This window comes from Streptomyces triticisoli (genome assembly GCF_003270085.1).
GTDB classification, from domain to species: Bacteria; Actinomycetota; Actinomycetes; order Streptomycetales; family Streptomycetaceae; genus Streptomyces; species Streptomyces triticisoli.
Map to the genome: position 1 here is coordinate 1 of NZ_QFDQ01000242.1, position 24,583 is coordinate 24,583.

Below are 24,583 nucleotides of genomic sequence, written 5' to 3' on the forward strand. Positions count from 1 at the left end.
GTGCCGGGGGACGGAGCCGCTGCGCCGTGAGCGGGCGCGCCCGCAAGGTGCTCCGCCTGCGGCGCCGGCCCTCCGTGCGCATCGCCGGCCCCCGGGGCCGGTGAGCCGTGCGGCAGGGTGTCCGGGCCCGGTGAGCCGTGGGGTGTCGCGTTCGCCGCGGACGGGCCGCCTGGCGCCGTCTCCGGCGCGGGTCCCGCGGGTGCGGCGGCCGGGGCCGTCGGTATGCCGGGATACGGGGTGGATGCGGGGTGGGCGGGGGCGAGCGCCGGGTGTTGTACCGGAGGGGCGGGGGCCCAGGGGCCCGGTTCGCCGTAGGGCGGGGTGTTGTAGGGATCGGGGTCGTGCAGGGGCTTGGGGCGCTCGGCGAAGGGAGCGTCGGGGGAACCGGCGGCGGGACCGGCGGGCTCCTCCGAGGTGCGGGGCGCCGCGGAGGCGTCCTTCGTGCCGCCGGCCGCCGGGGCGAGTTCGAAGTCGCCGCCGTCACCGCCGCCCGGACCCGCGAGGGGCCGTTCCAGCTCGTAGTCACCCGTGCCGCCGGTGGAAGCCGCGGCCGGACCGCCGACCGCCCCGTCGGCCACACCCCCGCCCGAAGGCACATCCGGCTCCGGGGACGGAGCGCTCTCCGACCGCTCCCCCGGAGGGACTCGGTTCCACCACTTCGGGCGGGCGGACTTCGCGGGCTTCCGCTCGTTCATCTTCTCCCCACAGCGGGTCGCGGCACGGCTCCGCGCCCAGACCGGTGTCATGGGCGCGACCTGTGGATTCAACCAGGTTCACGGCCCGCCGCGCAGGGGCCGGTCAGTGCGTCGTGCGGGAGGAGGCCGAGGGAGAGGGCGTGCCGAGCGGGCCCGGCGCCAGGAGCCCCGAGTCCGTGGACCAGGAGGTCAGGGAGAGCGACGGCGTCTCGGTGAGCGGACGTATCAGCGGGGACATCGCGGCCGCACCGGCGATCACCGGCGTGGTCAGCGTGTGCGTCATGTCCTGCTGCTGCCCGGCGCCGGGCGGCACGGCGCCCGGCAGCAGCGGTGCGGACAGCGCGGTCGGTGCCACCGGCGCCCCGTCGGACGACCGCTGCCCCTCCGCAGACAGCGGTACGGCCGTCTGACGGCGCCGCGAGTTCTCGGAACCCTGCACCGCCGCCGTGCTCCCCGTACGCGCCGGAGTCACGTTGCTGCCCTTGCCCGAGCCGCCGCGTGCCTCCACGCCGCCCGCGCCGCCCGCCATGCCGGTGGTCAGCCCGCCGAGCGCGACCGCGGCCAGCGACACCGCCCCGGCGGCGACGAACGCGAACCGCAGCCCGCGCGAGGCGGACCGCTCACCGTCGGGACGGCCGACCGGATGGATCCGGAAGCCGCGGTCCTCGGCGGCATCGGCCGGGGTGGCGTGCGGCCGGGCCGGCACGTAGCCGAACTCGAACCGCTCGCCGCGCTTCACTCCGAACACTCCGGAGCGTCCGGAGAGTCCGCCGGGCAGCCCTCCCCCGCCCAGCGGCGGGCCGTCACCGTCGGTACCGCCCCCGGGCAGGCCCTGCAGGCGGGCCAGGAAGCTCTCGGACGGGGGCGGTGGGGCCGCCTGGGCGAAGACGTTCTTCACACGGCGCTGTGCGTCGACCTCCGCCTTGCACTTCGGGCAGGTGGCCACATGCGCCAGGACACGCTCGCGCGCGTCATGACCGAGTTCTCCGTCCACCAGGGCGGCGAGACGGTCTCCCAGGTGATGTTCCGCGAGGCGCCCCTCGGGATCGGATCGTGAGCCACTCACGCGGGCGCGCCTCCTCCCCCCAGCGCGGGGACCCGGGGCACGAAGCTGCGGCGTTCGGCCCGTGCCTGAGGCGAGCGGTGCGCGAGGGCCTTGCGCAGCTGGGAGCGGCCGCGGTGGATACGGGAGCGGACCGTGCCGAGCTTGACGCCGAGGGTCGCGGCGATCTCCTCGTACGACAGTCCTTCGATGTCGCACAGGACGACCGCGGCGCGGAACTCGGGCGCGAGGGTGTCGAGGGCCTGCTGGACGTCCGCGTCGAAGTGCGCGTCGTTGAACAGCTGCTGCGGCGTCGGCTCCTTGCTGGCCAGCCGCTCGGCCGCGTCGTCGCCGAGCGAGTCGAAGCGGATGCGCTGCTTGCGGCGGACCATGTCCAGGAACAGGTTCGTGGTGATGCGGTGCAGCCAGCCCTCGAACGTGCCCGGCGTGTAGGTCGACAGGGAGCGGAAGACGCGGACGAAGACCTCCTGGGTGAGGTCCTCGGCGTCGTGCTGGTTGCCGGTGAGACGGTAGGCGAGGCGGTAGACACGGCCGCTGTGCGTGCTGACGATCTCCTCCCAGGTGGGCGGAGTCCACGCCTGCCCGTCCGCGTCGGTGGAGAAGGTCGCGGTCTGGGCGGATTCGGCGGCGCGGCGCGGGTCAACGGCAGTGTCGGTCACAGATTTCGGCCTGCCTGCCGACCCGAGGAAACGCCGTAGCACTCCTCCGCGATCCACAGGCGCAGCCGCACCTCCCCTGTCGGCTCTGGTGGTGTCCAGTGGAGCCCCTACCATACCCACCTCGTCCGTTAGCTCCGAATAAACAGCTTTACGAGAATTTGACACGCGGTCGCCCGGCTCGTGCGACTGCGTCAGTACTTGACCGGTGTCCCGATCCATCCCACACCCCCGTCCACGCCGCCATCGCGTCCCGTGCCACTTCCTCATCCCTTTAAACGACTGGTCCCATCTGCGGGTTCCCGGCCCCAACGGATACAGTCACGCCCAGGCATCCACGGGGACAGGAGAGGGTCATTACCGGCAACCGGCAGACGAGCTGGGCGTTCGCCGACGCCTATGTCGCCGAGGACGACGCGCTGCTCTGGGCCCGCGAGAGGGCCCGTGAGGCAGGGCTGCGCCCGGTGTCGCCCGGCGCGGGCGCCGCGCTGCGGTTGCTGGCTGCCGCCGTGGACGCGAAGGCGGTCGCGGAGATCGGCACCGGTACCGGGGTCTCCGGGATCCACCTGCTGCACGGCATGCGGCCGGACGGGGTGCTGACCACCGTCGACCCCGAGCCGGAGCACCAGCAGTTCGCCCGCCAGGCGTTCCGCGCCGCCGGCTTCGCCGCCAACCGCGCCCGTTTCATCCCCGGCCGCGCCCTCGACGTGCTGCCCCGGCTCGCGGACGCGGGGTACGACCTCGTCTTCTGCGACGGCGACCGGCTGGAGTTCCCCGAGTACCTGGCTGAATCGTTGCGCCTGCTGCGCCCGGGAGGCCTCGTCGCCTTCGAAGGCGTCTTCGCGCACGGGCGGACGGTGGACTCCGGTCCGCAGCCGACGGAGGTCCTGCGGCTGCGGGACCTGCTGCGCACGGTGCACGAGAGTCCCGACGTGGTGTCGTCGCTGCTGCCGGTGGGCGACGGCCTGCTGTGCGCGGTCAGGCGCTGAGCGCTCCGGCGCCCGGGCCTCGCGCCCGCACCTGCCGGCGACGCGCCTCCACCCCCTGACAAGCAGCTGCCCCGACACCGCGTACGATGCCGGGGCAGCTGAAAGGCTGTGGTCGCTTGCGCGTCAGCCGACGACCTTCTTGAGGGCGTCGCCGAGCGCGTCGGCCTCGTCAGGAGTCAGCTCGACGACGAGCCGACCGCCGCCTTCGAGCGGAACGCGCATGACGATGCCCCGCCCCTCCTTGGTCACCTCGAGCGGGCCATCACCCGTCCGCGGCTTCATGGCCGCCATGCTCGTTCCCCTTCCTGAAACCCAGCTCATCGTCAAAGCCGACGGCCCATCGTGAGGGCACGCGCGTGATCCCTGGTCCAGAATGGGTCAGGACACGCGTCACCGGCATCGAACACATTGCTTCCCAGCCATTATCCCGCATCCCAGGACCCGATGACCAACATCAGTAGGCATCGCTTGGGCAACGCGCGCGAGCAAAACCACTCAATTCGGCGATGTGACTGCGATACTGCGCGCCCGCACGGCCACCCGACGGCGGCGAACCACCGAAATTCTTTGACGCAGGTCACACGCCCACCCCGCGCCCTGGCCGATGATCTCCGTCATGCTGTCCTTCGGACACAGGGCGTATCGATCAGTACAGCGATCAGTACATCAGTACGGCGATACGTCACAGCGGCGACACCGGAGGGGATGCCCCATGACCGACACCGTGCTCTACGAGGTGAGCGGCGGACTCGCGACGATCACGCTGAACCGCCCCGAGGCGATGAACGCGCTGAACGTCGCCACCAAGGTCGCCCTCCGGGACGCGGCCCGGTCCGCGGCGGACGACGACGCCGTACGCGCGGTGCTGCTGACCGCCGCCGGGGACCGGGCGTTCTGCGTGGGCCAGGACCTGAAGGAGCACATCGGGCTGCTGGCCGCCGACCGGGAGACCGGGTCGGGGCAGACGATGAGCACCGTGCGGGAGCACTACAACCCGATCGTGCGGGCGCTGGCGGGCGCGCCGAAGCCGGTGGTCGCCGCGGTGAACGGGGTCGCGGCCGGGGCGGGCTTCGGCTTCGCCCTCGCCGCCGACTACCGGATCGTGGCGGACACGGCGTCCTTCAACACGTCCTTCGCGGGGGTCGCGCTCACCGCCGACTCCGGCATCTCCTGGACCCTGCCGCGGGTGGTCGGCCCCTCCCGGGCCACCGACCTGCTGCTCTTCCCGCGCAGCATCACCGCCCAGGACGCCTACGAACTGGGCATCGCCAACCGGATCGTGCCGGCCGCCGAGCTGCGGGCCGAGGCCGAGAAGGTGGCGCGGGCGCTGGCCGAGGGTCCGACGGTGGCGTACGCGGCGCTGAAGGAGGCTGTGGCGTACGGCCTGACGCACTCCCTGGAGGAGACCCTGCAGAAGGAGGAGGAGCTCCAGACGCGGGCGGGGCGGTCCGAGGACCACACGATCGCCGTACAGGCCTTCGTGAACAAGGAGAAGCCGAAGTATCTGGGCCGCTGACCCGCCCGTTCCCGGTGCCGCCCCTGCCGGTCGGGGTCAGGGGCGGCGTGCCACGCAGTCCGTGAGGTGGTCGTCCACCAGGCCGCAGGCCTGCATCAGGGCGTACGCCGTCGTCGGGCCGACGAAGCGCAGGCCGCGCTTCTTCAGGGCCTTGGCCAGGGCCGTGGACTCGGGGGTGATCGCCGGGACGTCGGAGAGGGTCTTCGGGGCCGTACGGCCGTCGGGGTCGGGGGCGTGGGACCAGATCAGGGCGTCCAGCTCGCCGGAGGACCAGCCGGCGAGCACGCGCGCGTTGGCAAGCGTCGCGTCGATCTTGGCGCGGTTGCGGATGATGCCCGGGTCGGCGAGCAGACGCTCGCGGTCGGCGTCCGTGAAGTCCGCGACCGCCGGGATCCTGAAGTCGGCGAAGGCGGCGCGGAAGCCGGGGCGGCGGCGCAGGATGGTGATCCAGGACAGGCCGGACTGGAACGCCTCCAGCGCGAGACGTTCGAAGAGCGCGTCGTCGCCGTGGACCGGGCGGCCCCACTCCTCGTCGTGATACGTCACGTACTCCGCCGCGGACAGCGCCCACGGGCAGCGCAGGGCCCCGTCCGGACCGGCGATCGCGGCACCGTCCGTCGCCGTACCGTCCGTCGCCGTGCCGTCCGTCGCCGCACCGTCCGTCACTGCTGGTCCTCCGGCTCGGGCTTGGTCGGGCGTGCGTGGGCGGCGGCGGCCTGGGCGCCGGCCAGCGCGGACTCCAGGTCGGCGATCCGCTCGTCCCGCTCAGCGAGTTCGGCGCCGAGGCGGCTGAGGGCGTCGTCCACGTCCGCCATGCGGTAGCCCCGGACCGTGAGCGGGAAGCGCAGGTCCTCCACGTCCGCACGGTTCACCGGGCGGTCCGGCGGCAGCGGGTCCTGGAGCCGCTCCGGCGCGGCCTCGGGCAGCGGGCCGGTGCCCTCGCCGCCGCCCACCACCGCGAGGGTCACCGCGGCGACCACGACGGCGAGCGCGACGACCAGGAACAAGAACATAACCATCGCTGGGGTCCCCACGGAGTCTGTCGTATGTGTGTGGGTCCGATCGTGCCATGCGACGCTGACCGTTAGGGTCGCAGGCGGTCGAAGTCCGGGACGTGCCCGGGACGTACGAGGAGGTCACAGGGGATGCTCAGGCTGGGCAGGCGTGAGTTCGACGCGCACGAGCCGGTGATCATGGCGATCGTGAACCGGACCCCGGACTCCTTCTACGACCAGGGAGCGACGTTCCGTGACGAGCCGGCCCTCGCGCGCGTGGAGCAGGCGGTCGCCGAGGGCGCGGCGATCATCGACATCGGCGGGGTGAAGGCCGGACCCGGCGAGGAGGTGACCGCCGAGGAGGAGGCGCGGCGGACGGTCGGCTTCGTCGCCGAGGTGCGGCGGCGGTTCCCCGACGTGATCATCAGCGTCGACACCTGGCGGGCCGACGTCGGCGAGGCGGTCTGCGAGGCGGGGGCCGATCTGCTGAACGACGCGTGGGGCGGGATCGACCCGCGGCTCGCCGAGGTCGCGGCGCGGTACAAGGTCGGGCTGGTGTGCGTGCACGCGGGTGGCGCGCAGCCGCGGACCCGGCCGCACCGGGTGACGTACGACGACGTCATGGCCGACATCCTGCGGGTGACCGTGGGGCTGGCCGAGCGGGCGGTGGCGCTGGGGGTGCCCCGGGAGTCGGTGCTGATCGATCCCGGGCACGACTTCGGGAAGAACACGCGGCACAGCCTGGAGGCCACCCGGCGGCTGGGGGAGATGGTCGCGACCGGGTGGCCGGTGCTGGTGTCCTTGTCCAACAAGGACTTCGTGGGCGAGACCCTGGACAAGCCGGTCAAGGAGCGGGTGGTGGGGACCTTGGCCACCACTGCCGTTTCGGCGTGGCTGGGCGCGCAGGTGTACCGGGTGCACGAGGTTGCCGAGACCCGGCAGGTGGTGGACATGGTGGCGTCCATCGCCGGGCACCGTGCTCCGGCGGTTGCCCGGCGGGGGCTGGCGTAGTCCCAGGTGCCTTACCAGGGCTGCCCGTACCAGGGGGCTCCGCCCCCTGGCCCTCCGTCCCGTGCTGTCCACCCACCACCCGTCCTGGTGGGACGGACAGCGGCTACTTGCCCGCTTCCTTCGACATCAGGGCCACCGCCTCCTCCACGTCGTCCGTCACGTGGAACAGGGCGAGGTCGGCCTTGGCCGCCTTGCCCTCGGCGACGAGGGTGTGGGTGAGCCAGTCGACCAGGCCGCCCCAGTAGGCGGTGCCGAAGAGGACGATCGGGAAGCGGGTGACCTTCTGGGTCTGGACGAGGGTGAGGGCCTCGAAGAGTTCGTCCAGGGTGCCGAGGCCGCCGGGCAGGACCACGAAGCCCTGCGCGTACTTGACGAACATCAGCTTGCGGACGAAGAAGTAGCGGAAGTTGAGGCCGATGTCGACGTAGGGGTTCAGCCCCTGCTCGAAGGGCAGTTCGATGCCCAGGCCCACCGAGAGGCCTCCGGCCTCCAGCGCGCCCTTGTTCGCCGCCTCCATGGTGCCCGGGCCGCCGCCCGTGATCACCGCGAATCCCGCCTCGACCAAACCTCGGCCCAGCCGGACCCCCACCTCGTACTCCGGTGTGTCCACCGGAGTCCGGGCCGAACCGAAGACGCTGATCGCGGCCGGGAGTTCGGCGAGCGTGCTGAAACCCTCGATGAACTCCGACTGCATGCGCAGGACGCGCCAGGGGTCCGTGTGGGCCCAGTCGCTGGGAGCCCGTTCGTCCAGCAGTCGCTGGTCCGTGGTGCTCGTCAGGACCTGGCCCCGGCGCCGGAGGACCGGCCCCAGGCGCTGCTCGTCCGGTGGCTGCTTCTTTCCCTCGGGGTTGCCTGTTGGCATGTACGCTCCCTCCGTTTGCAGGACATTCCACCCCAGCGTAGATCCACGCGGGTTACGGGCGGGGGACGCCGGTCTGTCCGCCATGAAACGCCGTACGGCCGCCGCCCGGCGGCGCCGTTCAGCTCGTCAGCCAGGACCGCAGCCGCTCCTCGCCCGCGAGGATCCTGGCCGTGTCCACCCGCTCGTCCCGCTTGTGCGCCAGGTGCGGATTGCCGGGGCCGTAGTTGACCGCGGGAATGCCCAGCGCCGAGAAGCGCGAGACGTCCGTCCAGCCGTACTTGGGCCGCGCGGTGCCGCCGACCGCCTCGATGAACGCCACCGCGGCCGGATGGTTCAGGCCCGGCAGGGCGCCGCCGCTGTGGTCGTCGATCACGAACTCCTCGACCCCGCAGTCCGCGAAGACCTCGCGCACGTGGGCGATGGCCTCCTCCTCGGTGCGGTCCGGGGCGTAGCGGAAGTTGACCGTGACCACGCACTCGTCGGGGATGACGTTGCCCGCCACCCCGCCGGAGATCCCGACCGCGTTCAGGCCCTCCCGGTACTCCAGGCCGTCGATCACCGGCCGGCGCGGCTCGTACTCGGCCAGGCGCCGCAGGATCGGCGCGGCGGCGTGGATGGCGTTGGAGCCCAGCCAGCCGCGCGCCGAGTGGGCCCGCTCGCCCTTCGTCCTCAGCAGCACCCGCAGGGTGCCCTGGCAGCCGCCCTCGACCTCGCCGTCGGAGGGTTCCAGCAGCACCGCGAAGTCGCCCTGAAGCCACTCCGGGTGCGCCTCGGCGATGTGCTTGAGGCCGTTCAGCTCGGCGGCGACCTCCTCGTTGTCGTAGAAGACGAAGGTCAGGTCGCGGTTGGGGGCCGGAACCGTGGCCGCGATGCGCAGCTGCACCGCCACGCCGGACTTCATGTCGCAGGTGCCGCAGCCCCAGAGGACTCCGTCCTCGTCCAGCCGGGACGGCACGTTGTCGGCGATCGGGACGGTGTCGATGTGGCCGGCCAGGATCACCCGCTCGGACCGGCCCAGGTTCGTCCGGGCCACGACGTTGTTGCCGAAGCGGTCCACCGTCAGGTGCGGCAGCCCGCGCAGCGCGCCCTCGACCGCGTCGGCCAGCGGCTTCTCCGTGCCGCTCTCCGAGGGGAAGTCGACGAGCTGCGCGGTCAGGCGCGCGGCGTCCAGCGTGAGGTCAAGCGGGGTGTCGGCCATGCCGTCGACCCTAACCCGCCGAACCGTTCCCGCGCCGCCGCCATTTGCCCCACCGGCCTCAGCAGTCCCTGCTGTCTCAAGTACCTTGTAGGCGTGCGCGACCCGTCCCCCTCCCCCAAGCGTCGTGGCCGCCTCCTCCGGTTCGGGGCGGCCCTCGTCGTCCTGCTCGCGCTCGCGGGCTACCTCTCGTTGCAGTACCTCACCGGGCACACCAGGGGCCCGGCCTGCGAGGTCGTCTCCGGCAAGAAGGACGGCGCCTCGTACCGGTTCACGCCGGAGCAGGCGGTGAACGCGGCGACGATCGCGGCCGTGGGCACCGGGCGCGGCATGCCCGAGCGCGCGGTGACCATCGCGCTGGCCACCGCGCTGCAGGAGTCGGCCCTGCGCAACATCGACTACGGCGACCGGGACTCGCTCGGCCTGTTCCAGCAGCGGCCCTCGCAGGGCTGGGGCACGCCGGAGGAGATCATGGACCCGGTGTACTCGGCGGGGATCTTCTACGACCACCTGGCCAAGGTCCCCGGCTACACGAGGCTGCCGCTCACCGTGGCCGCCCAGCGGGTGCAGCTCAGTGGCTTTCCACAGGCGTACGCCAAGCACGAGCCGGACGCGACGCTGCTCGCCGCGGCACTCACCGGGCGCTCCACGGCCACGCTGACCTGCCTGGGCCGCCCCGGTGCCACTCGCACCGCCACCGGTCCGGACGCGGTGCGCTCCGCGCTCGTACGGGACTTCGGACGGGACGTGGTGCAGGAGGCCGGCGCGGAGGTGGGCGGCGACGACCCGTCGCCCACGCCCACGCCCAGCCGGACCACGGACTCGGGCTCGGGTTCGAGCGCCGGGGCACGGACCGTGACCCTGCCCGTGCCCGCCGACACGGCCGCCGCCGGGCGCAGTGCCCGGCAGCGGGGGTGGCAGCTCGCGCACTGGGCGGTGGCCAACGCCTCCGCGCTGCGCATCGAGCGGGTCTCGTACGCCGGCCGGGAGTGGACGGCGGGGACGACCGACGGCCGGTGGCGGACGGGGACGTCGCGGGGTGCCGCGGGGGCGGAGCGGGGCGCGGGCTCGGTCCTCATCACCACGACCGGCCGTTAACCCGCACCACCACGACCGGCCGTCGGCCCGCACCACCACGACCGGCCGTCGGCGCGAGTCAGCGCGAGCCGTTGCCCAGCCTCGCCACTGCCGCCGCCACCCTCTCGTCCGTGGCCGTCAGCGCCACGCGTACGAAGTTGGCTCCCGCCGGGCCGTAGAAGTCGCCCGGGGCCACCAGGATGCCCCGGTCGGCCAGGTGGGCGACCGTGTCCCAGCAGGACTCGCCCCTCGTGGCCCAGAGGTACAGGCTCGCCTCGCTGTGTTCGATGCGGAAGCCGTGGGAGAGCAGGGCCTCACGGAGGGTCGCGCGGCGGGCGGCGTAGCGCTCGCGCTGCTCGCGGACGTGGGCGTCGTCGCCCAGGGCGGCCACGACCGCCGCCTGCGTGGGCGCCGAGGTCATCATGCCGCCGTGCTTGCGGATCTCCAGCAGCGGGCCGAGGACGGCCGGGTCGCCGACAAGGAAGGCGGCGCGGTAGCCGGCCAGGTTGGAGCGCTTGGAGAGGGAGTGGACGGCGACGATGCCGTCGTACGAGCCGCCGTTGACGTCCGGGTGGAGCACCGAGACCGGGTCCGCCTCCCAGCCCAGCTCCAGGTAGCACTCGTCGGAGAAGACGAGGACCCCGTGCTCGCGGGCCCAGGCGACGATCCGGGTGAGTTCCTCCTTGCCCAGGACCTCGCCCGTGGGGTTGGACGGCGAGTTCAGCCACAACAGCTTCAGATTCGCCGGGTCCAGGTCCGTGGGACCCGGCGCGTCAGCGCCTGGTGTCGTCGTGTAGACCTCGTGGTCCGCGCGGGCCAGGCGGGCGCCGACCTCGTAGGTGGGGTAGGCCAGGCGCGGGTACGCCACCTTGTCGCCGGGGCCCAGGCCCAGCTGGGTGGGGAGCCAGGCGACCAGTTCCTTGGAGCCGACGACCGGCAGGACGTGCCGGTGGGTGACCCGGCGGGCGCCGAGGCGGCGCTCGGCCCAGCCGGTGATCGCGTCGCGCAGCTCGGGCGTGCCCCACACGGTCGGGTAGCCCGGGGAGTCCGCCGCCGCGACCAGCGCCTTCTGGATCAGCTCGGGGACCGGGTCGACCGGGGTGCCGACCGACAGGTCGACGATGCCGTCCGGATGGGCCGCGGCCGTCTTCTTGTACGGCTCCAGCTTGTCCCAGGGGAAGGTGGGAAGCCGGTCGGAGACTGCGGACACGGGGATCAGGCTCACTTTCTGTACGGCTTCTGTACGGCTTCTGTACAACAAACGCCTCGGTCCCGTGCGGCGGTCGGAGCGCTCGGAGGCGATCAGGCCGTACGGGACCGAGGCGGCGCGGTGTGCGGGCCGCTTGACGACTGGTTACGCCTGCGGCGGCAGCGCGGCGATGATCGGGTGGTCGCGCTCGATCAGTCCGAGCTTGCTGGCGCCGCCGGGAGAGCCGAGCTCGTCGAAGAACTCGACGTTCGCCTTGTAGTAGTCCTTCCACTCCTCCGGAGTGTCGTCCTCGTAGAAGATCGCCTCGACCGGGCAGACCGGCTCACAGGCTCCGCAGTCGACGCATTCATCCGGGTGGATGTACAGGGCCCGCTGGCCCTCGTAGATGCAGTCGACCGGGCACTCCTCGATGCACGCCTTGTCCTTGACGTCGACACAAGGCTGCGCGATGACGTAGGTCACGCTGTCGTTCCTCCTCGATAGGGCGCTGGCGGGCCTCCACAGGCTCCGCCGCCTGGCGCGCGGGAGCGCGGCGTCGTCGATGCCCGCCCCTAGTATCTCCGTTCCGGGGCATGATCCGAACAGGAGGGGTGAACAGACTCGTGGAAATATCGGCCGCAGGGCGCCTTGAGGTCCGTATCACCGCTGCTGACGTGGGCAAACGGGTCTCCGTACGGCGCCTGGGCGAACCCGGCACGCCGGGCGGCAAGTTCACCGACACGGTCGGTGTGCTCACCTCATGGGACAACGGTGTGCTGTTGATCACACGGAAGAGCGGTGAGACCGTCCGCATCGCGGAGTCCTCCCTGGTCGCGGGCAAGGTGGTACCGGCCGCGCCGGCCCGGCGCCGGGGTCCGGCCGCCACGTACGACGAACTCGCGCGTGTCGCCTCGCGGGCCTGGCGGCCGGTGGAGAGCGAGCGGCTGGGTGACTGGGAGCTGAGGTCCGCCGGCGGCTTCACCCGGCGGGCTAATTCCGTGCTGCCGCTCGGTGACCCCGGCCTTCCGCTCGACGAGACCCTGGCCGCCGTACGACGCTGGTACGGCGAGCGCGGCCTGCCCGCGTACGTCCAGACCGCCACCGGCGCCGAGGGCACGCAGGAACTGCTGTGCGCGGAGCTGGAGCGGCGGGGCTGGGTGCGCGAGGTGAGCGCCGAGCTGTGGATCGGGGCGCTCGCGCCGGTCGCGGACCGGGCCGAGGGCTCCGAGGTCGTGCTGTCCCGCACGGCCGACGAGGCGTGGCTTGCGCGGTACCGGCGCAAGGGGGTGAGCGAGGTGGCCCTGAAGGTGCTGGGCAGCGGGCCGTCGGTGTGGTTCGCGAGCCTGCCCGGCGAGGGCGGTGTGCCCGCGGCGATCGGGCGGTGTGTCGTCGACGGGCGGTGGGCGTCCTTCGCCGCCGTCGAGGTGGATCCGGCGCTGCGGCGGCGCGGCCTGGCCACCACCGTGCTCGCCGCGCTCGCCCGCCGGGCCCTCGACGAGGGGGCGTCGGCGGCCTGGCTGCAGGTCGAGACCGACAACGCGGCGGCGCGGGCGCTGTACGGCGCGCTGGGCTTCTCCGCGCACCATGCGTACCACCACTACCGCGAGCCGGACTCCGGTCCGGGCACGGTGGCTCCGGACACGGTGGCTCCGGACACGGTGGCTCCGGACACGGTGTCCGGAAGCTCCGGCTCCGGAGAGTCGTAGCGATCGCCGTGGAAGGGCACGAAGCTGCTATGCGTCCGCTTTATCCCCCGTCGCCCGAACGCTCCGCCGAGCTGCGCCGCCGGTTCGCCGAGGAGGTGCGGTCCGAGCGGCCCGACCTGACGACGCTGTGCCTGCTGGTGGGCGCGGAGGGCGACGGCGCGCTGGACGAGGCGGGCATGGACGCGGCGCAGGTCGAGCTGGACCGGCTCGCGGGCCTGCTGCCGTACCGGCCGGGCGGGCCGCGGGCCTGGGCGCGGGCGCTGCGCGAGCTGCTGGGTGAGCGGTACGGGTTCCGCGGCTGTGCCGCGGACTATCAGCGCCTGGAGTCCTCGTTGCTGCACGCTGTGCTGGCGCGGCGGCGCGGGTTGCCGATCCTGCTGTCGGTGGTGTGGATGGAGGTCGCGCGGCGGGCGGGGGCGCCGGTGTACGGGGTCGCGCTGCCGGGGCATTTCGTGGTCGGGTTCGGGGCGGCGGAGGAGCGGGGGCACGCGCGGGAGCACGCGCGGGAGCACGAGCAGGTGCTCGCGGACCCGTTCGACGGGGGTCGGGTGCTGACCGGGGCGGACGCGGAGTTGCTGGTGGTGGGGGCCACGGGGGCGCCGTTGCATCCCTCGATGCTGGTGCCCGCGGCGCCCCTGGAGGTCGTGGCACGGATCCTGAACAACATCCGGGCCTGGGCGGCCGTACGGCCCGAGCGGTCGGACGTGGCGCTGTGGGCGGTGGAGCTGTCGTTGCTGCTGCCTTCGCATTCCGCGCGGTTGCGGTACGAGCGGGCGCAGTTGCTGGTGCAGCGGGGGGACTTCCTCCTCGGCGCGGCGGAACTCGACGCGTACGCCGATGTCGTGGCCCCGGTGGACGAGCCTGCGGCCGAGCGGGTACGGGGGCAGGCGCGTTCCGCGCGGGCGATGCTCAACTGACACCGGCGGCGGGGGCGGGTGCGAAGGGGGCGGCACGGCGAGAGGGCGCCCTCGTCCGTGCGGACCGGGCGCCCTCTCGCGGCGGTGAGGTGCCTAGCTGGGGTTGGTGTCGATGACGCCCACCCGGTTGGTCTTGCTCGTCAGGGCCTGGCGCAGAGCACCGTACACGTCCTGGGGAGTGACGGCGGTCTTCTTCCCGGTGCCCCGGGTGATCAGCACGTCGTCGAAGGTCTGCCCGTAGAGCTCCTTGAGCGCGTTCAGATCGGGGCTGTCGACGAGCTTGCCGTTCACGGCCTTCACCCTGAGGAACTTCCACAGGGAGTTCTCCGGGCTGAACGGCACCGAGTGCGCCGGGTCCGTCATGACCGTCACCCTGTCGGACATCGCCGGCTCGGCGAACTCCTTCATCATCCGGTCGACCTCGGTGTCGGAGACCGTGGGCTGCCGGGTGGTGGTGGGCAGCCGGGCCGGCGCGGCCGAGCCCGTCTCCACCTGGGTGCGGTACGCCTGCTGGACCGCCTGGGTCGAACCGGCCACGTCGATGCCCTTGCCCGGCTTGCCGTAGACGGCGACGGCCTTGCCGGACTCGAACTTGATGCCGCCCTCGGTCACCGAGCCGGCGCCGCCCGAGGCGTTCTGCAGGGCGGCCTGCAGCTTCTCCTCGTCGACCGGCATCTGCGGCTCGACCACGCGGTGGTTGCCGAACAGGGAGCCGATCACGGAGATGGGGTTGTAGTCGCTCGTCGCCGCCGCGCTGGCCGTGGCCTGGGTGTCGAACTGGAGTCCGGCCTGGTCCGGCTTGAGGGTGATCGTCTTGCCGTCGACCGACAGCTTCAGCGGCTGGTTGACCCGCTTGCCGAAGGCGTCGTCGAGCTTCTTGACCGCGTCGTCGCGGGTGCCGCCGCCGATGTCGACGCCGAGCACGGTGGTGCCCTTGGGCACGTCGGAGCGGTTCATCAGCAGCCCGGCGCCGTAGGCGACACCGGCCACGAAGACCACGCCGCCGACGAGCAGGGGCAGCTTGCCGCGGCTCTTCTTCTTGGCGGCCTTGGACGCGCCGGCCCCGGACGCGGCGCGCTTCGGGGCCGGCCCGGGCATCCCCGGCGGGGTGTGCGACATCGGCCCGCCCCCACCGGCGCCCGAACCGAACGGCTCGCCCACGCCGGGTGTGATGACGGGCATGCCGCTGGTGACGGTGTGACCGGAGACGTTGTCCGGCCGTCCGCCGTAACCCGGTGCGAACTTCTGCGGGGTGAGGACCGCGGTGTCGTCGCTCAGGCCGCCACCGGGGCGCGCGGTGTGCGGGCCCGGAGCACCGGGAGCGCCGGGGACACCAGGAGTGCCGGGGACACCGGGGACACCGGGAGCGCCGCCCGGGCGTCCCGCGGGTCCGCCGCCGGTGTTCGGCCGCAGCCGGCCGTCACCGGTGACCGGTCCGCCGGTCGGACCCGCGGGCCCCTGCGGACCGCCCGGCCCGCCGGGCGAGCCGGCCCCGTCGAAGCCGCTGGGGCCGCTCGGGCCACCCTGACCGCCGTAACCGCCCTGCCCGGACTGCCCGTTCTGGCCGCCGTGCCCGTTCTCGGAGAAGTACGGCAGGTCGTCGCGGCGCGGCTCACCACCGTCGGAACCGGGGCGGGGTCCGCCGGGCCGCGGCCCCGCCGCCAGTGCCTCGGTCACGTCGAAGGAGCCGGTGCCGCCGCCGTGGCCGGGGGCGACGGGGCCGCCGGTGGCGCCGGGCAGCCCGGTGCCCTTGGCGGAGCCGGGGCCGGAGGCACCCCCGGGCCGGGAGCCGTTCGCCGCACCGGACATGCCCACGGAGCCGACCCCACCGCCGGGACGGGCGCCGGAAGAGCCCGCGCCCGAGGACCCGGCGCCCGTACCAGAGGCCCTCGTGCCCGGCCCGCTCGCCGCGGGTGCACCACTGTCCGTTCCGGCCCCGTTGGTGGAGCCGCCGCCCGGACCGCCCTTATTCGCCTGGGGCTTGCGCGGCGCGAACCAGTCGCTGGTCGGCTTCTCCCCGGCCGGCGCCGCGGGTTCGGCGGCCGGCTCCACGGGGGCCTTGACCGCCGGGGCGGCCGACGGCTGCTGCGCCTCGCCGCCGGCACCCGCCCCGGCGGCGTCCTCGGCCTTGCCCTCGGAGCTGTCCGAGGAGACGGGCTTGCGTACCACCACCGGCGGAATCGGCCTGGAGCCGGGGATGTTGATCCGGATCCGGGTGGTCAGTGTGGTCTCGGTCTTGCGTTCCTCCGGCTGCGCGGCCGAACGGCCCGCGTCCGTACGGTCGTCGGACACCGCCGGGATGCCGTACGGCGGGGTCCCCGAGGGGTAGGCGGGTCCGCCGCGCCCGCTGGGCCCGGAGGACGGGGTGTCAGTTTCACGACTCAAGGCAGGTTCTCCCGGTTGGCTCCGCCGCCCGTCACGACCTCACGATGGGGGTCCCCCCTGCACGCCCTGCACGAGCGAAGCCGAGTGCTTGGGGGAGGCTCGGCGGCGCGCACCACCATACTGGCCACGTCCGACCTGTTTCCCGGGACCGCCGGGGAAACCCGCACCGGCCCCACACGGGCAGCACAGGAGGAAGTGGTACGTCACTTGCCAAGTCGGGCACCGTCGCCGTCGGGCTGCCGCCCGCGAGCCATGGTGGCGCAGATCACGGCAAGAGCCATGCCGCCGAACAGGAAGGCATAGGTGCCGATGCCGGCCGCGAACATGAAGTCCCCCTCCGGACGGCTGGTGGTGAGCAGGACGACGACGACGACCCAGCCGGCGGCCCCCGCCACGGCCCCGCCCCGGCTGTTCGCGACCCTCGCCCCGCCGAGGAAGAGTCCGACGGCACCGGCGAGCGCGAGCAGCAGCCCGCCGGGGAACCAGGCGGCCTGTACGAGTGCCCCCGCGCCCCCGACCACGGCACCGAGCAGAAAGAGCCCCAGGTAGGCGGCGATCCGCCCGGCGGAGGGGGGCTTGAGGGGCTGCGCGAGCATGGAACCCGGCCCGCCTGGACTCACGACGCCGCCTCCTCGATCCCGGTGAACAGGTCGGTCTCTTCCTCGCCCGCGTGTTCCCCGCGCACCAGCTCGTAGTACTCGGTGGTGAAGACGGGCTGGGCCAGTTGGTTGGACAGGACGAAGTACGGCTCGGCCACCTCGATCTGGGTGGCGTGCGCCCGCATGGCGGCGGCCTTGGCGGCGGCGTACGCGGTCCCGTCGATCCGGGTGGTGACCTGCTCGTCGTCGACGACCCCGGGAACGTCGTCGACGGTGGCGGACTTGCTGAACGGCAGCCCCGGCAGATCACTCTCAAGCCGGGCGAAGGCGGCCTCGGCGACGGAACGCGGCACCCGGTTCCAGTACACCTTGGCGATCCGCCAGGGCTCGCCGAGGTCGGGCCGTACGGCGGGGTCGGCGGCCAGGTCGGCGGCGCGCATGGCGATGCGGTGGGCCTGGATGTGGTCGGGGTGGCCGTAGCCGCCGTTGCCGTCGTAGGTGACGAGCACCTGCGGCCGCACCTCACGGATCACGGCGACGAGGTGCTCGGCGGCCTGGTCGACGTCGGCCTGCCACAGACAGCCGGGGTCGTCGTTGTCGGCGAGCCCCATCATCCCGGAGTCCTGGTACCGCCCGGCCCCGCCGAGCAGCCGGAAGTCCTCCACCCCGAGCTCCCGCACGGCCGCGGCGAGCTCCTGCCGCCGGTACGCCCCGAGAGCGGTCCCGTTCAGATGCCCCAGCTCGGCCGGGATGACCTCGCCCCGCTCCCCCAGCGTGCAGGTCACCAGGGTCACCCGGGCACCCTCGGCGGCGTACCGCGCCATGGTCGCCCCGTTGTTGATCGACTCGTCATCGGGGTGCGCGTGCACCAGCATCAGCCGCCGAGCGGCCCGTTCCGTCATGGGACCACACTACGAGGCCCTTGCCCGCCTCTTCGGGGCGGTACGGCCCCCTCTCCCCCGCCCCGAGCCTCACGCGCGCTCGCCGATCCTCAGGTGAGCCCCGTCCAAGTGAGGACCGCGAGAACCGTGGGCGCGGGGCAGGCCAGTACGCCCAGCAGGAGCAGGCGGCTCTCCGGGGCCAGCCGGCGGACGCGGGGCGCGAGGGCGAACGCGGTCAGCGCGCCCGCGGCACCGACGACGACCAGGGCGCACCACAGCAGGAATCTCCCGGCGGACGCCCACGCTCCGTCCGCCCCGGCCGACACGGCCACCACGCCGACGAGGTACGCCAGCCAGGCACACGACACCAGCGTCAGCCCCCACAGAACGGCGGCGGCAAGTACGGCGACGCCGGTCCGGGTACGACGCGGCGTAGGCGGGCGGGTGCCGCTTGCGCATGTGGTCGGGTTCACCTTCGTTCCTTTCCGTCCGCAGTAGTGACGGATCATGGCCGCACACCGACCGGCCCGGCATGAGTACGCGTACTCGACTCACATGGGGACGGGTTCCGGTTGCGGCAGGCTCAGTTCGGCTCAGATCGTTTTACGCGGGAAGCGCTCCTCGGTCACGCCCCAGCGGTCGGCGAGGGCGTCCACGAGCGTGGCAGAGGCACGCCGGGCCGGCTCAGCGGCGAGCGGGTGCCGGAAACCCCTGCGGTCACAGGAGTCTCACTGGGCACGTATCCCGAGACAAGTGGCGGATTTGGGCCAAACCGCAACCACAAAGTCGCAGGTCACGCCTCTATGCTGTGGCCCAAATCCGCCACTTGTCCCCTCCGGTCCTTGTTCCGCTCTTTTGGCGAGGAGTGCCTGTGCCTCTTCCGAGTCTGCTCGCGGTTTTTGCTCATCCGGATGACGAGTCGCTGTCGGCCGGGGGTGTGCTCGCTCGGCACGCGGCCGGAGGGGCTCGAACCGCAGTCATCACGGCGACCTGGGCGGAAGGCACCCGGCGTGCCGCAGAGTTGGCCGATGCGTTGCGCATCCTGGGCTCCGGCGAACCACGCATGCTCGGCTACGCCGATGCGCGCGTGCCGCAGTCGGCGCCGGGCCGCGTCCGGTTCTGCGACGCGCCGCTCGATGAGTCGGTGCGGCGGCTCGTCGTACACATCCGGGAGTTCCGGCCGGACATCGTCGTCACCCATGACGCCTACGGCGGACTGACCGGGCACCCTGACCACGTCCACACGCACAAGGTGACCGCCCTCGCGGTCCAGGCCGCCGGGTTGGACCGGCTCTGTCCGGATGCGGGTCTCCCCTGGCAGCCGAGCGCCCTCTACCTGGCCACCCACCCCGACTCCGCTGCTCGGACGCTGGGCGCACGTCTGGTCCGGGAAGGCAGGAGGATGTACAGCGTCCCGGACACATGGGTCACGGCAACGGTTGATGTCCGCCCATGGCTTGAGCAGAAGGTCGGCGCCATCCTGGCCCACCGCTCCGAAGTGCAGAGGGGAGCTCTACCAGGCCGGCTTGCCGTCCTCCCGGCAGCCGACCGAGAGTCGCTGCTGTCCACGGAGTGGTACATCCGCCACGGTCCCGTCGCTACGGCGATGGCCCGGACGGAACTGACCGCCTGAGCAGACAGGCTCCGCAAGCCGCCGCACCTGCCCGGCGTGCCCCCGCCCCCGCATGCTCCGCCCCCCACCGACCGTTCGTCGCTGAGCCGGTCCGGCGTGCCTCCGCCTCGCCGACGCGTATCCCGCGCATCCCACTCACCGTTCGCCGCTTGGCCGGTCCGGCGTGCCTCCGCCTCGCCGACGCGCATCCCACTCACCGCTCGCCGCTGAGCCGGCCCGGCGTGCCCCCACCCCGCCGACGCGCATCCCGCACCCCTCACCGGCCGGCAGCCGCCGAACCGGCCCGGCGTGCCGGCGAGGCGCGAGTGCGCCCCCTCAACTCCGGGTGCGGACGCAGCCCACGCAAGGGCCCGGCCCGCCCGGGACCCCCGCTTTCCTCCGGCCGCCCGCTCGCTTCTCCCTCCGTGCTGGAGTGGACCGGGTCAAGGGTGGCCCAAAGGGCCATCGGCGCAGCCGACGCGCAGCGCCCTTGACGCGGGCCGCGGAAGCACGACACTGACCCGAGAAGCGGGCGGCCCCACGGCCACGCCACCAGGCCACGGCCGCATCAACTTCCCCCCACACACAGCCCACACAGCCCACACAGCCCGCTGTCTCCGGCTCATCCGAGCCGGGCCAGTGCGGTCGGTGCGGTTCGGGGCCCGTGCTCAGAACTTGATGCTGCCGAGCATCCCCGCGATGTTCGTCGTCAGGTCCCTGATCGTCGGGGCGACCGTGGAGGAGGCGAGGTAGAAGCCCAGGAGCATGCACACGATCGCGTGGCCGGCCTTGAGGCCCGACTTCTTGATCAGCAGGAAGACGATGATCGCCAGCAGCACCACCGCCGAAATCGAGAGTGCCACGGCGGCTCACCTCCAAAGATCCCCAGGACTCGGGGTGTCGGGGGTATCGGGGGTCGGACGGTAGGACGGTCGGAACTATGGAAACAGATGGATCCGCACAGGGGGCAGCAGGTTCATACCCACTTTGCGCTAACGATCATAACTATCCGCACGCGCGCATCGAGTGGCGCACGGCCGCACAAGGGGGCGCATGGCCAATATGGTCATGGCATGACGACAGAGCCTGCCTCCTTCCCCCGACGGCACGCCCGCACCCAGCGGTTCACGCTCGGCGCGCCGCGTGCGTTCACCGTGGCGCCCGACGCCTCCCGCGTCGTGTTCCTGCGCTCCGGCTCCGGAACCGACCGGGCCAACTCCCTCTGGGTGCTCGACCTCGCGGACGGTCAGGAGCGGGTGGCCGCCGATCCCCGCGCCCTTCTCGGCGGCGCTTCCGAGCGGCTGTCCCCCGAGGAGCGGGCGCGCCGGGAACGGACCCGTGAGGGCGGCGCCGGCATCGTCGGGTACACCACCGACACGGCCGTGGAGTTGGCGTCTTTCGCCTTGTCAGGACGGCTTTTCACGGCCGAGCTGCGGGCGGGTACGGCACGTGAACTGCCTGTCCCCGGGCCGGTGATCGACCCCCGTCCGGCGCCCGACGGGCGGCACGTCGCCTACGTCGTCGGCGGCGCCCTGCGGGTCGTGGGCGCCGAGGGGGAGGGCGACCGGGCGCTCGCCGAGCCGGAGTCGGAGGGCGTCACCTACGGTCTCGCGGAGTTCATCGCGGCCGAGGAGATGCAGCGCCACCGGGGCTTCTGGTGGGCGCCGGAGTCGGACCGGCTGCTGGTGGCGCGGGTGGACGACACACCGGTGGGACAGTGGTGGATCTCCGATCCGGCGCACCCGGGGCAGGAGCCGAGCCGGGTCCGCTACCCGGCCGCCGGCACCGCCAACGCGGACGTACGGCTGTTCGTGTTCGGACTCGACGGGGCCCGTACGGAGGTCGTCTGGGATCGGGCCCGTTACCCGTATCTGGCTCATGTGCACTGGTCAAGGGCCGGGGCGCCGCTGCTGCTCGTACAGGCGCGCGACCAGCGCAGCCAGCTGTACCTGGCCGTGGACCCCGACACCGGGACCACCCGCATGGTGCACGCCGACGAAGACCCAAATTGGCTTGATCTTTTTCCCGGGGTGCCGCGCTGGTCCCCCTCCGGACAGCTCGTGCGGATCGAGGACGAGGGCGGCGCACGGGTGCTGGCGGTGGGCGAACGGATGTTCACCGGCGCGCAGTTGCACCTGCGTGCCGTACTGGACGTGTCGGACGACGACGTGCTGGTCTCCGCATCGGCCGGCGAGGAGGCCGCCGCGCCCGAGACCGGCGAGGTGCACGTCTACCGGGTCAACGAGCTCGGCGTGGAGCGTGTGAGCCAGGAGCCCGGCGTGCACTCCGCCGTGCGCGCCGGGGGCGTGACCGTGCTCGTCTCCGCCACGCTCGACCGGCCGGGCGCCCGGGTGCGGGTGCTGCGCGAGGGCAAGACCGTTGCCACTGTCCGGTCCCATGCGGAAGATCCCGGTCTGTCCCCGCGCGTGACCCTCGCTCAGGGGGGCGCACGCCGAATTCCGTGCGCCGTGCTTATGCCTACGGACTACCCCGGTGACACTCCCCTCCCCGTGCTCATGGATCCGTACGGCGGTCCGCACGGCCCCCGCGTGGTCGCCGCGCACAACGCGCACCTCACCTCCCAGTGGTTCGCCGACCAGGGGTTCGCGGTGGTCGTCGCCGACGGCCGGGGCACCCCGGGGCGCTCCCCCGCCTGGGAGAAGGCTGTCCACCACGACTTCACGGTCTCCCTCGACGACCAGATCGAGGCCCTGCACGACCTCGCCGAGACCCACCCCCTCGACCTCGACCGGGTGGCGATCCGCGGCTGGTCCTACGGCGGCTATCTGGCCGCCCTGGCCGTGCTGCGCCGCCCGGACGTCTTCCACGCGGGCATCGCGGGCGCCCCGGTCACCGACTGGCGGCTGTACGACACCCACTACACCGAGCGGTACCTGGGCGACCCGGCCGCGCACCCGGAGACGTACGCCCGCAGTTCCCTGGTCACCGACGACGGGCTGTCCGCCCCGGCCGCACCGCACCGGCCGCTGATGATCGTGCACGGCCTGGCCGACGACAACGTGGTGGTCGCCCACGCCCTGCGGCTGTCCTCCGCGCTGCTCGCCGCCGGCCGCCCGCACGAGGTGCTGCCGCTGTCCGGGGTCACCCACATGACCCCGCAGGAGCAGGTCGCCGAGAACCTGCTGCTGCTCCAGGTGGACTTCCTCAAGCGCTCCCTGGGGCTCGTCTGAGCCTTCGCTCAGTGTGCTCTCGTGCTGCTGTCCCCGCCGGCGTCCCGCTCCCTGGGCGGTACCACCTGCCGCTCCGCCGCGAAGTGGCACGCCGAGTCGTGCACCTGCGGCCCGGTGTCGTAGCGGAACTCCGCGGGCACCGCCAGCGGCGGCACCTCCAGCGCGCAGCGCTCCCGCGCCTTCCAGCAGCGGGTGCGGAAGCGGCAGCCGGAGGGGATGTCCGTCGGGGACGGCACATCACCCGAGAGGATGATCCGCTCCCGGCGCTCCCGGGCGTCCGGGTCCGGCACGGGTACGGCGGACAGCAGCGCCTGGGTGTAGGGGTGCGTCGGGTGCTCGTAGATCTGCTCGTCCGTGCCGATCTCGACGATCCGCCCGAGGTACATCACCCCCACCCGGTCGGAGATGTGCCGCACGACGGACAGGTCGTGCGCGATGAAGACGTAGGACAGCTCGAACTCCGTCTGCAGCCGCTCCATCAGGTTGATCACCTGGGCCTGCACGGACACGTCCAGGGCGGAGACCGGCTCGTCGGCGACGACGATCTCCGGGCGCAGCGCCAGCGCCCGCGCGATGCCGATGCGCTGGCGCTGGCCGCCGGAGAACTGGTGCGGGTAGCGGTTGACGTACTCCGGGTCGAGACCGACCACGTCCAGCAGCTCCCGCACCTTGCGGTGCCGGTCGCCCTTCGGGGCCACCTCGGGGTGGATCTCGTAGGGCTCGCCGATGATGTCGCCCACCGTCATGCGGGGGTTGAGGGAGGTGTACGGGTCCTGGAACACCATCTGGATGTTGCGGCGCACCGCTTTCAGGGCCTTGCCGGACAGCCGGGTGATGTCCTCGCCGCGGTAACGGATCTCGCCGGCCGTGGGCCGCTCCAGGTTGCACAGCGTCTTCGCGACCGTCGACTTGCCGCAGCCGGACTCCCCGACGATGCCGAGGGTCTCGCCCCTGTCGAGGGTGAAGTCCACGCCGTCGACCGCCCTGACCTCGCCGATCTGCTTCTTGAACAGGACGCCCCGGGTGAGCGGGTAGTGCTTGACGAGCCCGCGCACCTCAAGAATCGGCTCGGCCATCCAGGCACTCCCTCCAGAAGTGGCAGGCGCTCGTGCGGGTTCCGGAGACCTCGTACAGGGGCGGTACGTCCTTCCGGCACACGTCCCGGGCCAGGGGGCAGCGGGGATGGAAGGCGCAACCGGGCGGGATGGCCTGGAGGTTGGGCGGCAGGCCCCTGATGGCGTAGAGCTCCCGGCCCTTGTGGTCCAGGCGGGGGATCGAGTCCAGCAGGCCCCTCGTGTAAGGGTGCGCGGGTGCCTTGTAGATGTCGTGGACCGGCGCCGACTCCACGATCCGGCCCGCGTACATCACCGCGATCCGGTCGGCGACGTCGGCGACCACGCCCAGGTCGTGGGTGATGAGGAGGAGGCCCATCCCGTACTCGCTCCGGAGCTCGGCGAGCAGGTCCATCACCTGGGCCTGGACGGTGACGTCGAGGGCGGTGGTGGGCTCGTCGGCGATGATGAGCGCGGGTTCCAGGGCCAGCGCCATGGCGATCATGATGCGCTGGCGCATGCCGCCGGAGAACTGGTGGGGGTAGTCGCGCACCCGCTGGGAGGCGGCCGGGATGCGGACCCGGTCCATCAGCTCCACCGCCCTGGCGCGGGCGTCCTTGCGGGACATGCCCCGGTGCACGGTGAACATCTCGCCGAGCTGGGCGCCGACCGTCATCACGGGGTTCAGGGCGGACAGGGAGTCCTGGAAGATCATCGCCATCTCGGCGCCCCGGATCCTGCGCCGCTCCTCCTCCTTCAGCGTCAGCAGGTCCGTGCCGCGGAAGAGGACCTGGCCGCCGCCGATCCGGCCGGGCGGGATGTCGAGGATGCCCATGATCGCCTGCGCGGTGACGGACTTGCCGGAGCCGGACTCCCCCAGCACGGCGAGAGTCTCGCCCGCGTCCACCTCGCACGTGACCCCGTTGACGGCGTGGACCACCCCGTCCCGGGTGCGGAACTCCACCCGCAGATCACGGACTTCGAGCAGCACG

At 72.7% G+C, this 24,583-nt stretch carries 24 protein-coding genes and 1 pseudogene; 8 read left to right on the plus strand and 17 right to left on the minus strand.

The genetic code is table 11. From position 1 onward, the window contains the following. From DEP02_RS33730 to sigE, 3 genes and pseudogenes are all read right to left on the minus strand, one after another. A pseudogene (locus tag DEP02_RS33730) lies at positions 1 to 695 on the minus strand (hypothetical protein); the annotation flags it as partial. Between the two features lie 103 nt (positions 696 to 798). Next, positions 799 to 1,761 (minus strand): anti-sigma factor family protein, encoded by a 963-nt coding sequence (locus DEP02_RS28745; RefSeq protein WP_112470597.1) that lies wholly within the window; start codon positions 1,759 to 1,761, stop codon positions 799 to 801. Further along, positions 1,758 to 2,459 (minus strand): RNA polymerase sigma factor SigE, encoded by a 702-nt coding sequence (gene sigE, locus DEP02_RS28750; RefSeq protein ID WP_112470598.1) that lies wholly within the window; start codon positions 2,457 to 2,459, stop codon positions 1,758 to 1,760. The genes DEP02_RS28745 and sigE overlap by 4 nt, the downstream gene beginning before the upstream one ends. Before the next feature lie 245 nt (positions 2,460 to 2,704). Here sigE and DEP02_RS28755 point away from each other — a divergent pair, with 245 nt between their 5' ends. Next, positions 2,705 to 3,403: an O-methyltransferase gene (locus DEP02_RS28755; protein WP_112470599.1), complete on the plus strand. Its 699-nt coding sequence runs from the start codon at positions 2,705 to 2,707 to the stop codon at positions 3,401 to 3,403. A gap of 123 nt (positions 3,404 to 3,526) precedes the next feature. Here the strand turns inward: DEP02_RS28755 and DEP02_RS28760 are convergent, their stop codons facing one another. After that, positions 3,527 to 3,694: a DUF3117 domain-containing protein gene (locus tag DEP02_RS28760; RefSeq protein ID WP_003966491.1), complete on the minus strand. Its 168-nt coding sequence runs from the start codon at positions 3,692 to 3,694 to the stop codon at positions 3,527 to 3,529. 421 nt (positions 3,695 to 4,115) lie between these two features. Here DEP02_RS28760 and chcB point away from each other — a divergent pair, with 421 nt between their 5' ends. Next, the gene (chcB, locus tag DEP02_RS28765) at positions 4,116 to 4,919 is read left to right on the plus strand and encodes a 2-cyclohexenylcarbonyl CoA isomerase (protein ID WP_112470600.1); all 804 of its coding nucleotides are present in this window, start codon (positions 4,116 to 4,118) and stop codon (positions 4,917 to 4,919) included. A 36-nt stretch (positions 4,920 to 4,955) separates the two neighbouring features. Here chcB and DEP02_RS28770 read toward each other — a convergent pair whose 3' ends face one another. Continuing rightward, the gene (locus tag DEP02_RS28770; protein WP_112470601.1) at positions 4,956 to 5,585 is read right to left on the minus strand and encodes a DNA-3-methyladenine glycosylase I; all 630 of its coding nucleotides are present in this window, start codon (positions 5,583 to 5,585) and stop codon (positions 4,956 to 4,958) included. Beyond that, on the minus strand, positions 5,582 to 5,938 hold the full coding sequence (locus DEP02_RS28775) for a DivIVA domain-containing protein (protein ID WP_112470602.1): 357 nt from the start codon (positions 5,936 to 5,938) through the stop codon (positions 5,582 to 5,584). The genes DEP02_RS28770 and DEP02_RS28775 overlap by 4 nt, the downstream gene beginning before the upstream one ends. A 126-nt stretch (positions 5,939 to 6,064) precedes the next feature. Here DEP02_RS28775 and folP point away from each other — a divergent pair, with 126 nt between their 5' ends. Beyond that, the gene (gene folP / locus DEP02_RS28780; protein WP_112470603.1) at positions 6,065 to 6,925 is read left to right on the plus strand and encodes a dihydropteroate synthase; all 861 of its coding nucleotides are present in this window, start codon (positions 6,065 to 6,067) and stop codon (positions 6,923 to 6,925) included. Between the two features lie 103 nt (positions 6,926 to 7,028). Here the strand turns inward: folP and DEP02_RS28785 are convergent, their stop codons facing one another. Next, positions 7,029 to 7,787 (minus strand): LOG family protein, encoded by a 759-nt coding sequence (locus DEP02_RS28785; protein WP_112470604.1) that lies wholly within the window; start codon positions 7,785 to 7,787, stop codon positions 7,029 to 7,031. A 118-nt stretch (positions 7,788 to 7,905) separates the two neighbouring features. Continuing rightward, positions 7,906 to 8,985, minus strand: coding sequence for a succinyl-diaminopimelate desuccinylase (gene dapE / locus DEP02_RS28790; RefSeq protein ID WP_112470605.1), 1,080 nt, complete (start codon positions 8,983 to 8,985; stop codon positions 7,906 to 7,908). 93 nt (positions 8,986 to 9,078) lie between these two features. On the opposite strand from dapE, the gene DEP02_RS28795 reads away from it, so the two are divergent. Next, positions 9,079 to 10,080 carry a VldE C-terminal domain-containing protein gene (locus tag DEP02_RS28795; protein WP_112470606.1) on the plus strand — a complete coding sequence of 334 codons (1,002 nt, stop codon included), beginning with the start codon at positions 9,079 to 9,081 and terminating at the stop codon, positions 10,078 to 10,080. A 58-nt stretch (positions 10,081 to 10,138) separates the two neighbouring features. Here the strand turns inward: DEP02_RS28795 and DEP02_RS28800 are convergent, their stop codons facing one another. Next, on the minus strand, positions 10,139 to 11,269 hold the full coding sequence (locus DEP02_RS28800; RefSeq protein ID WP_112470626.1) for a bifunctional succinyldiaminopimelate transaminase/glutamate-prephenate aminotransferase: 1,131 nt from the start codon (positions 11,267 to 11,269) through the stop codon (positions 10,139 to 10,141). Positions 11,270 to 11,413: 144 nt separating this feature from the next. Continuing rightward, positions 11,414 to 11,731, minus strand: a complete 318-nt coding sequence (gene fdxA, locus DEP02_RS28805; RefSeq protein ID WP_112470607.1) for a ferredoxin — start codon at positions 11,729 to 11,731, stop codon at positions 11,414 to 11,416. Positions 11,732 to 11,871: 140 nt separating this feature from the next. Between fdxA and DEP02_RS28810 the strand changes: the two genes are divergently transcribed. Both DEP02_RS28810 and DEP02_RS28815 read left to right on the plus strand, forming a co-directional pair. After that, positions 11,872 to 12,954, plus strand: coding sequence for a GNAT family N-acetyltransferase (locus tag DEP02_RS28810; protein ID WP_112470608.1), 1,083 nt, complete (start codon positions 11,872 to 11,874; stop codon positions 12,952 to 12,954). Between the two features lie 29 nt (positions 12,955 to 12,983). Continuing rightward, complete coding sequence (locus DEP02_RS28815) at positions 12,984 to 13,871, plus strand: transglutaminase family protein (RefSeq protein WP_112470609.1); 888 nt, start codon at positions 12,984 to 12,986, stop codon at positions 13,869 to 13,871. A gap of 93 nt (positions 13,872 to 13,964) precedes the next feature. Here the strand turns inward: DEP02_RS28815 and DEP02_RS28820 are convergent, their stop codons facing one another. The 4 genes from DEP02_RS28820 to DEP02_RS28835 form a co-directional block, all read right to left on the minus strand. Next, positions 13,965 to 16,256 (minus strand): hypothetical protein, encoded by a 2,292-nt coding sequence (locus tag DEP02_RS28820; RefSeq protein WP_112470610.1) that lies wholly within the window; start codon positions 16,254 to 16,256, stop codon positions 13,965 to 13,967. A 203-nt stretch (positions 16,257 to 16,459) separates the two neighbouring features. Further along, entirely contained in the window at positions 16,460 to 16,852 is a 393-nt protein-coding gene (locus DEP02_RS28825) for a DUF6113 family protein (protein ID WP_112470611.1), read from the minus strand. A gap of 20 nt (positions 16,853 to 16,872) precedes the next feature. Further along, complete coding sequence (gene mshB, locus DEP02_RS28830) at positions 16,873 to 17,757, minus strand: N-acetyl-1-D-myo-inositol-2-amino-2-deoxy-alpha-D-glucopyranoside deacetylase (protein WP_112470612.1); 885 nt, start codon at positions 17,755 to 17,757, stop codon at positions 16,873 to 16,875. 89 nt (positions 17,758 to 17,846) lie between these two features. Beyond that, a complete protein-coding gene (locus DEP02_RS28835; RefSeq protein ID WP_232839315.1) occupies positions 17,847 to 18,209 on the minus strand; it encodes a hypothetical protein in 363 nt (120 codons plus the stop codon). 398 nt (positions 18,210 to 18,607) lie between these two features. On the opposite strand from DEP02_RS28835, the gene DEP02_RS28845 reads away from it, so the two are divergent. Next, positions 18,608 to 19,369, plus strand: a complete 762-nt coding sequence (locus DEP02_RS28845; RefSeq protein WP_112470613.1) for a PIG-L deacetylase family protein — start codon at positions 18,608 to 18,610, stop codon at positions 19,367 to 19,369. A gap of 647 nt (positions 19,370 to 20,016) precedes the next feature. Here DEP02_RS28845 and DEP02_RS28850 read toward each other — a convergent pair. Further along, entirely contained in the window at positions 20,017 to 20,211 is a 195-nt protein-coding gene (locus DEP02_RS28850; protein ID WP_112470614.1) for a hypothetical protein, read from the minus strand. Positions 20,212 to 20,421: 210 nt separating this feature from the next. Here DEP02_RS28850 and DEP02_RS28855 point away from each other — a divergent pair, with 210 nt between their 5' ends. Continuing rightward, entirely contained in the window at positions 20,422 to 22,539 is a 2,118-nt protein-coding gene (locus DEP02_RS28855; RefSeq protein ID WP_112470615.1) for a S9 family peptidase, read from the plus strand. Between the two features lie 8 nt (positions 22,540 to 22,547). Here DEP02_RS28855 and DEP02_RS28860 read toward each other — a convergent pair whose 3' ends face one another. Both DEP02_RS28860 and DEP02_RS28865 read right to left on the minus strand, forming a co-directional pair. Then, positions 22,548 to 23,615 carry an ABC transporter ATP-binding protein gene (locus DEP02_RS28860; RefSeq protein WP_112470616.1) on the minus strand — a complete coding sequence of 356 codons (1,068 nt, stop codon included), beginning with the start codon at positions 23,613 to 23,615 and terminating at the stop codon, positions 22,548 to 22,550. Further along, the gene (locus tag DEP02_RS28865) at positions 23,596 to 24,582 is read right to left on the minus strand and encodes an ABC transporter ATP-binding protein (protein ID WP_112470617.1); all 987 of its coding nucleotides are present in this window, start codon (positions 24,580 to 24,582) and stop codon (positions 23,596 to 23,598) included. Before DEP02_RS28865 ends, DEP02_RS28860 begins: the two co-directional genes overlap by 20 nt. Position 24,583: the final 1 nt, after the last annotated feature.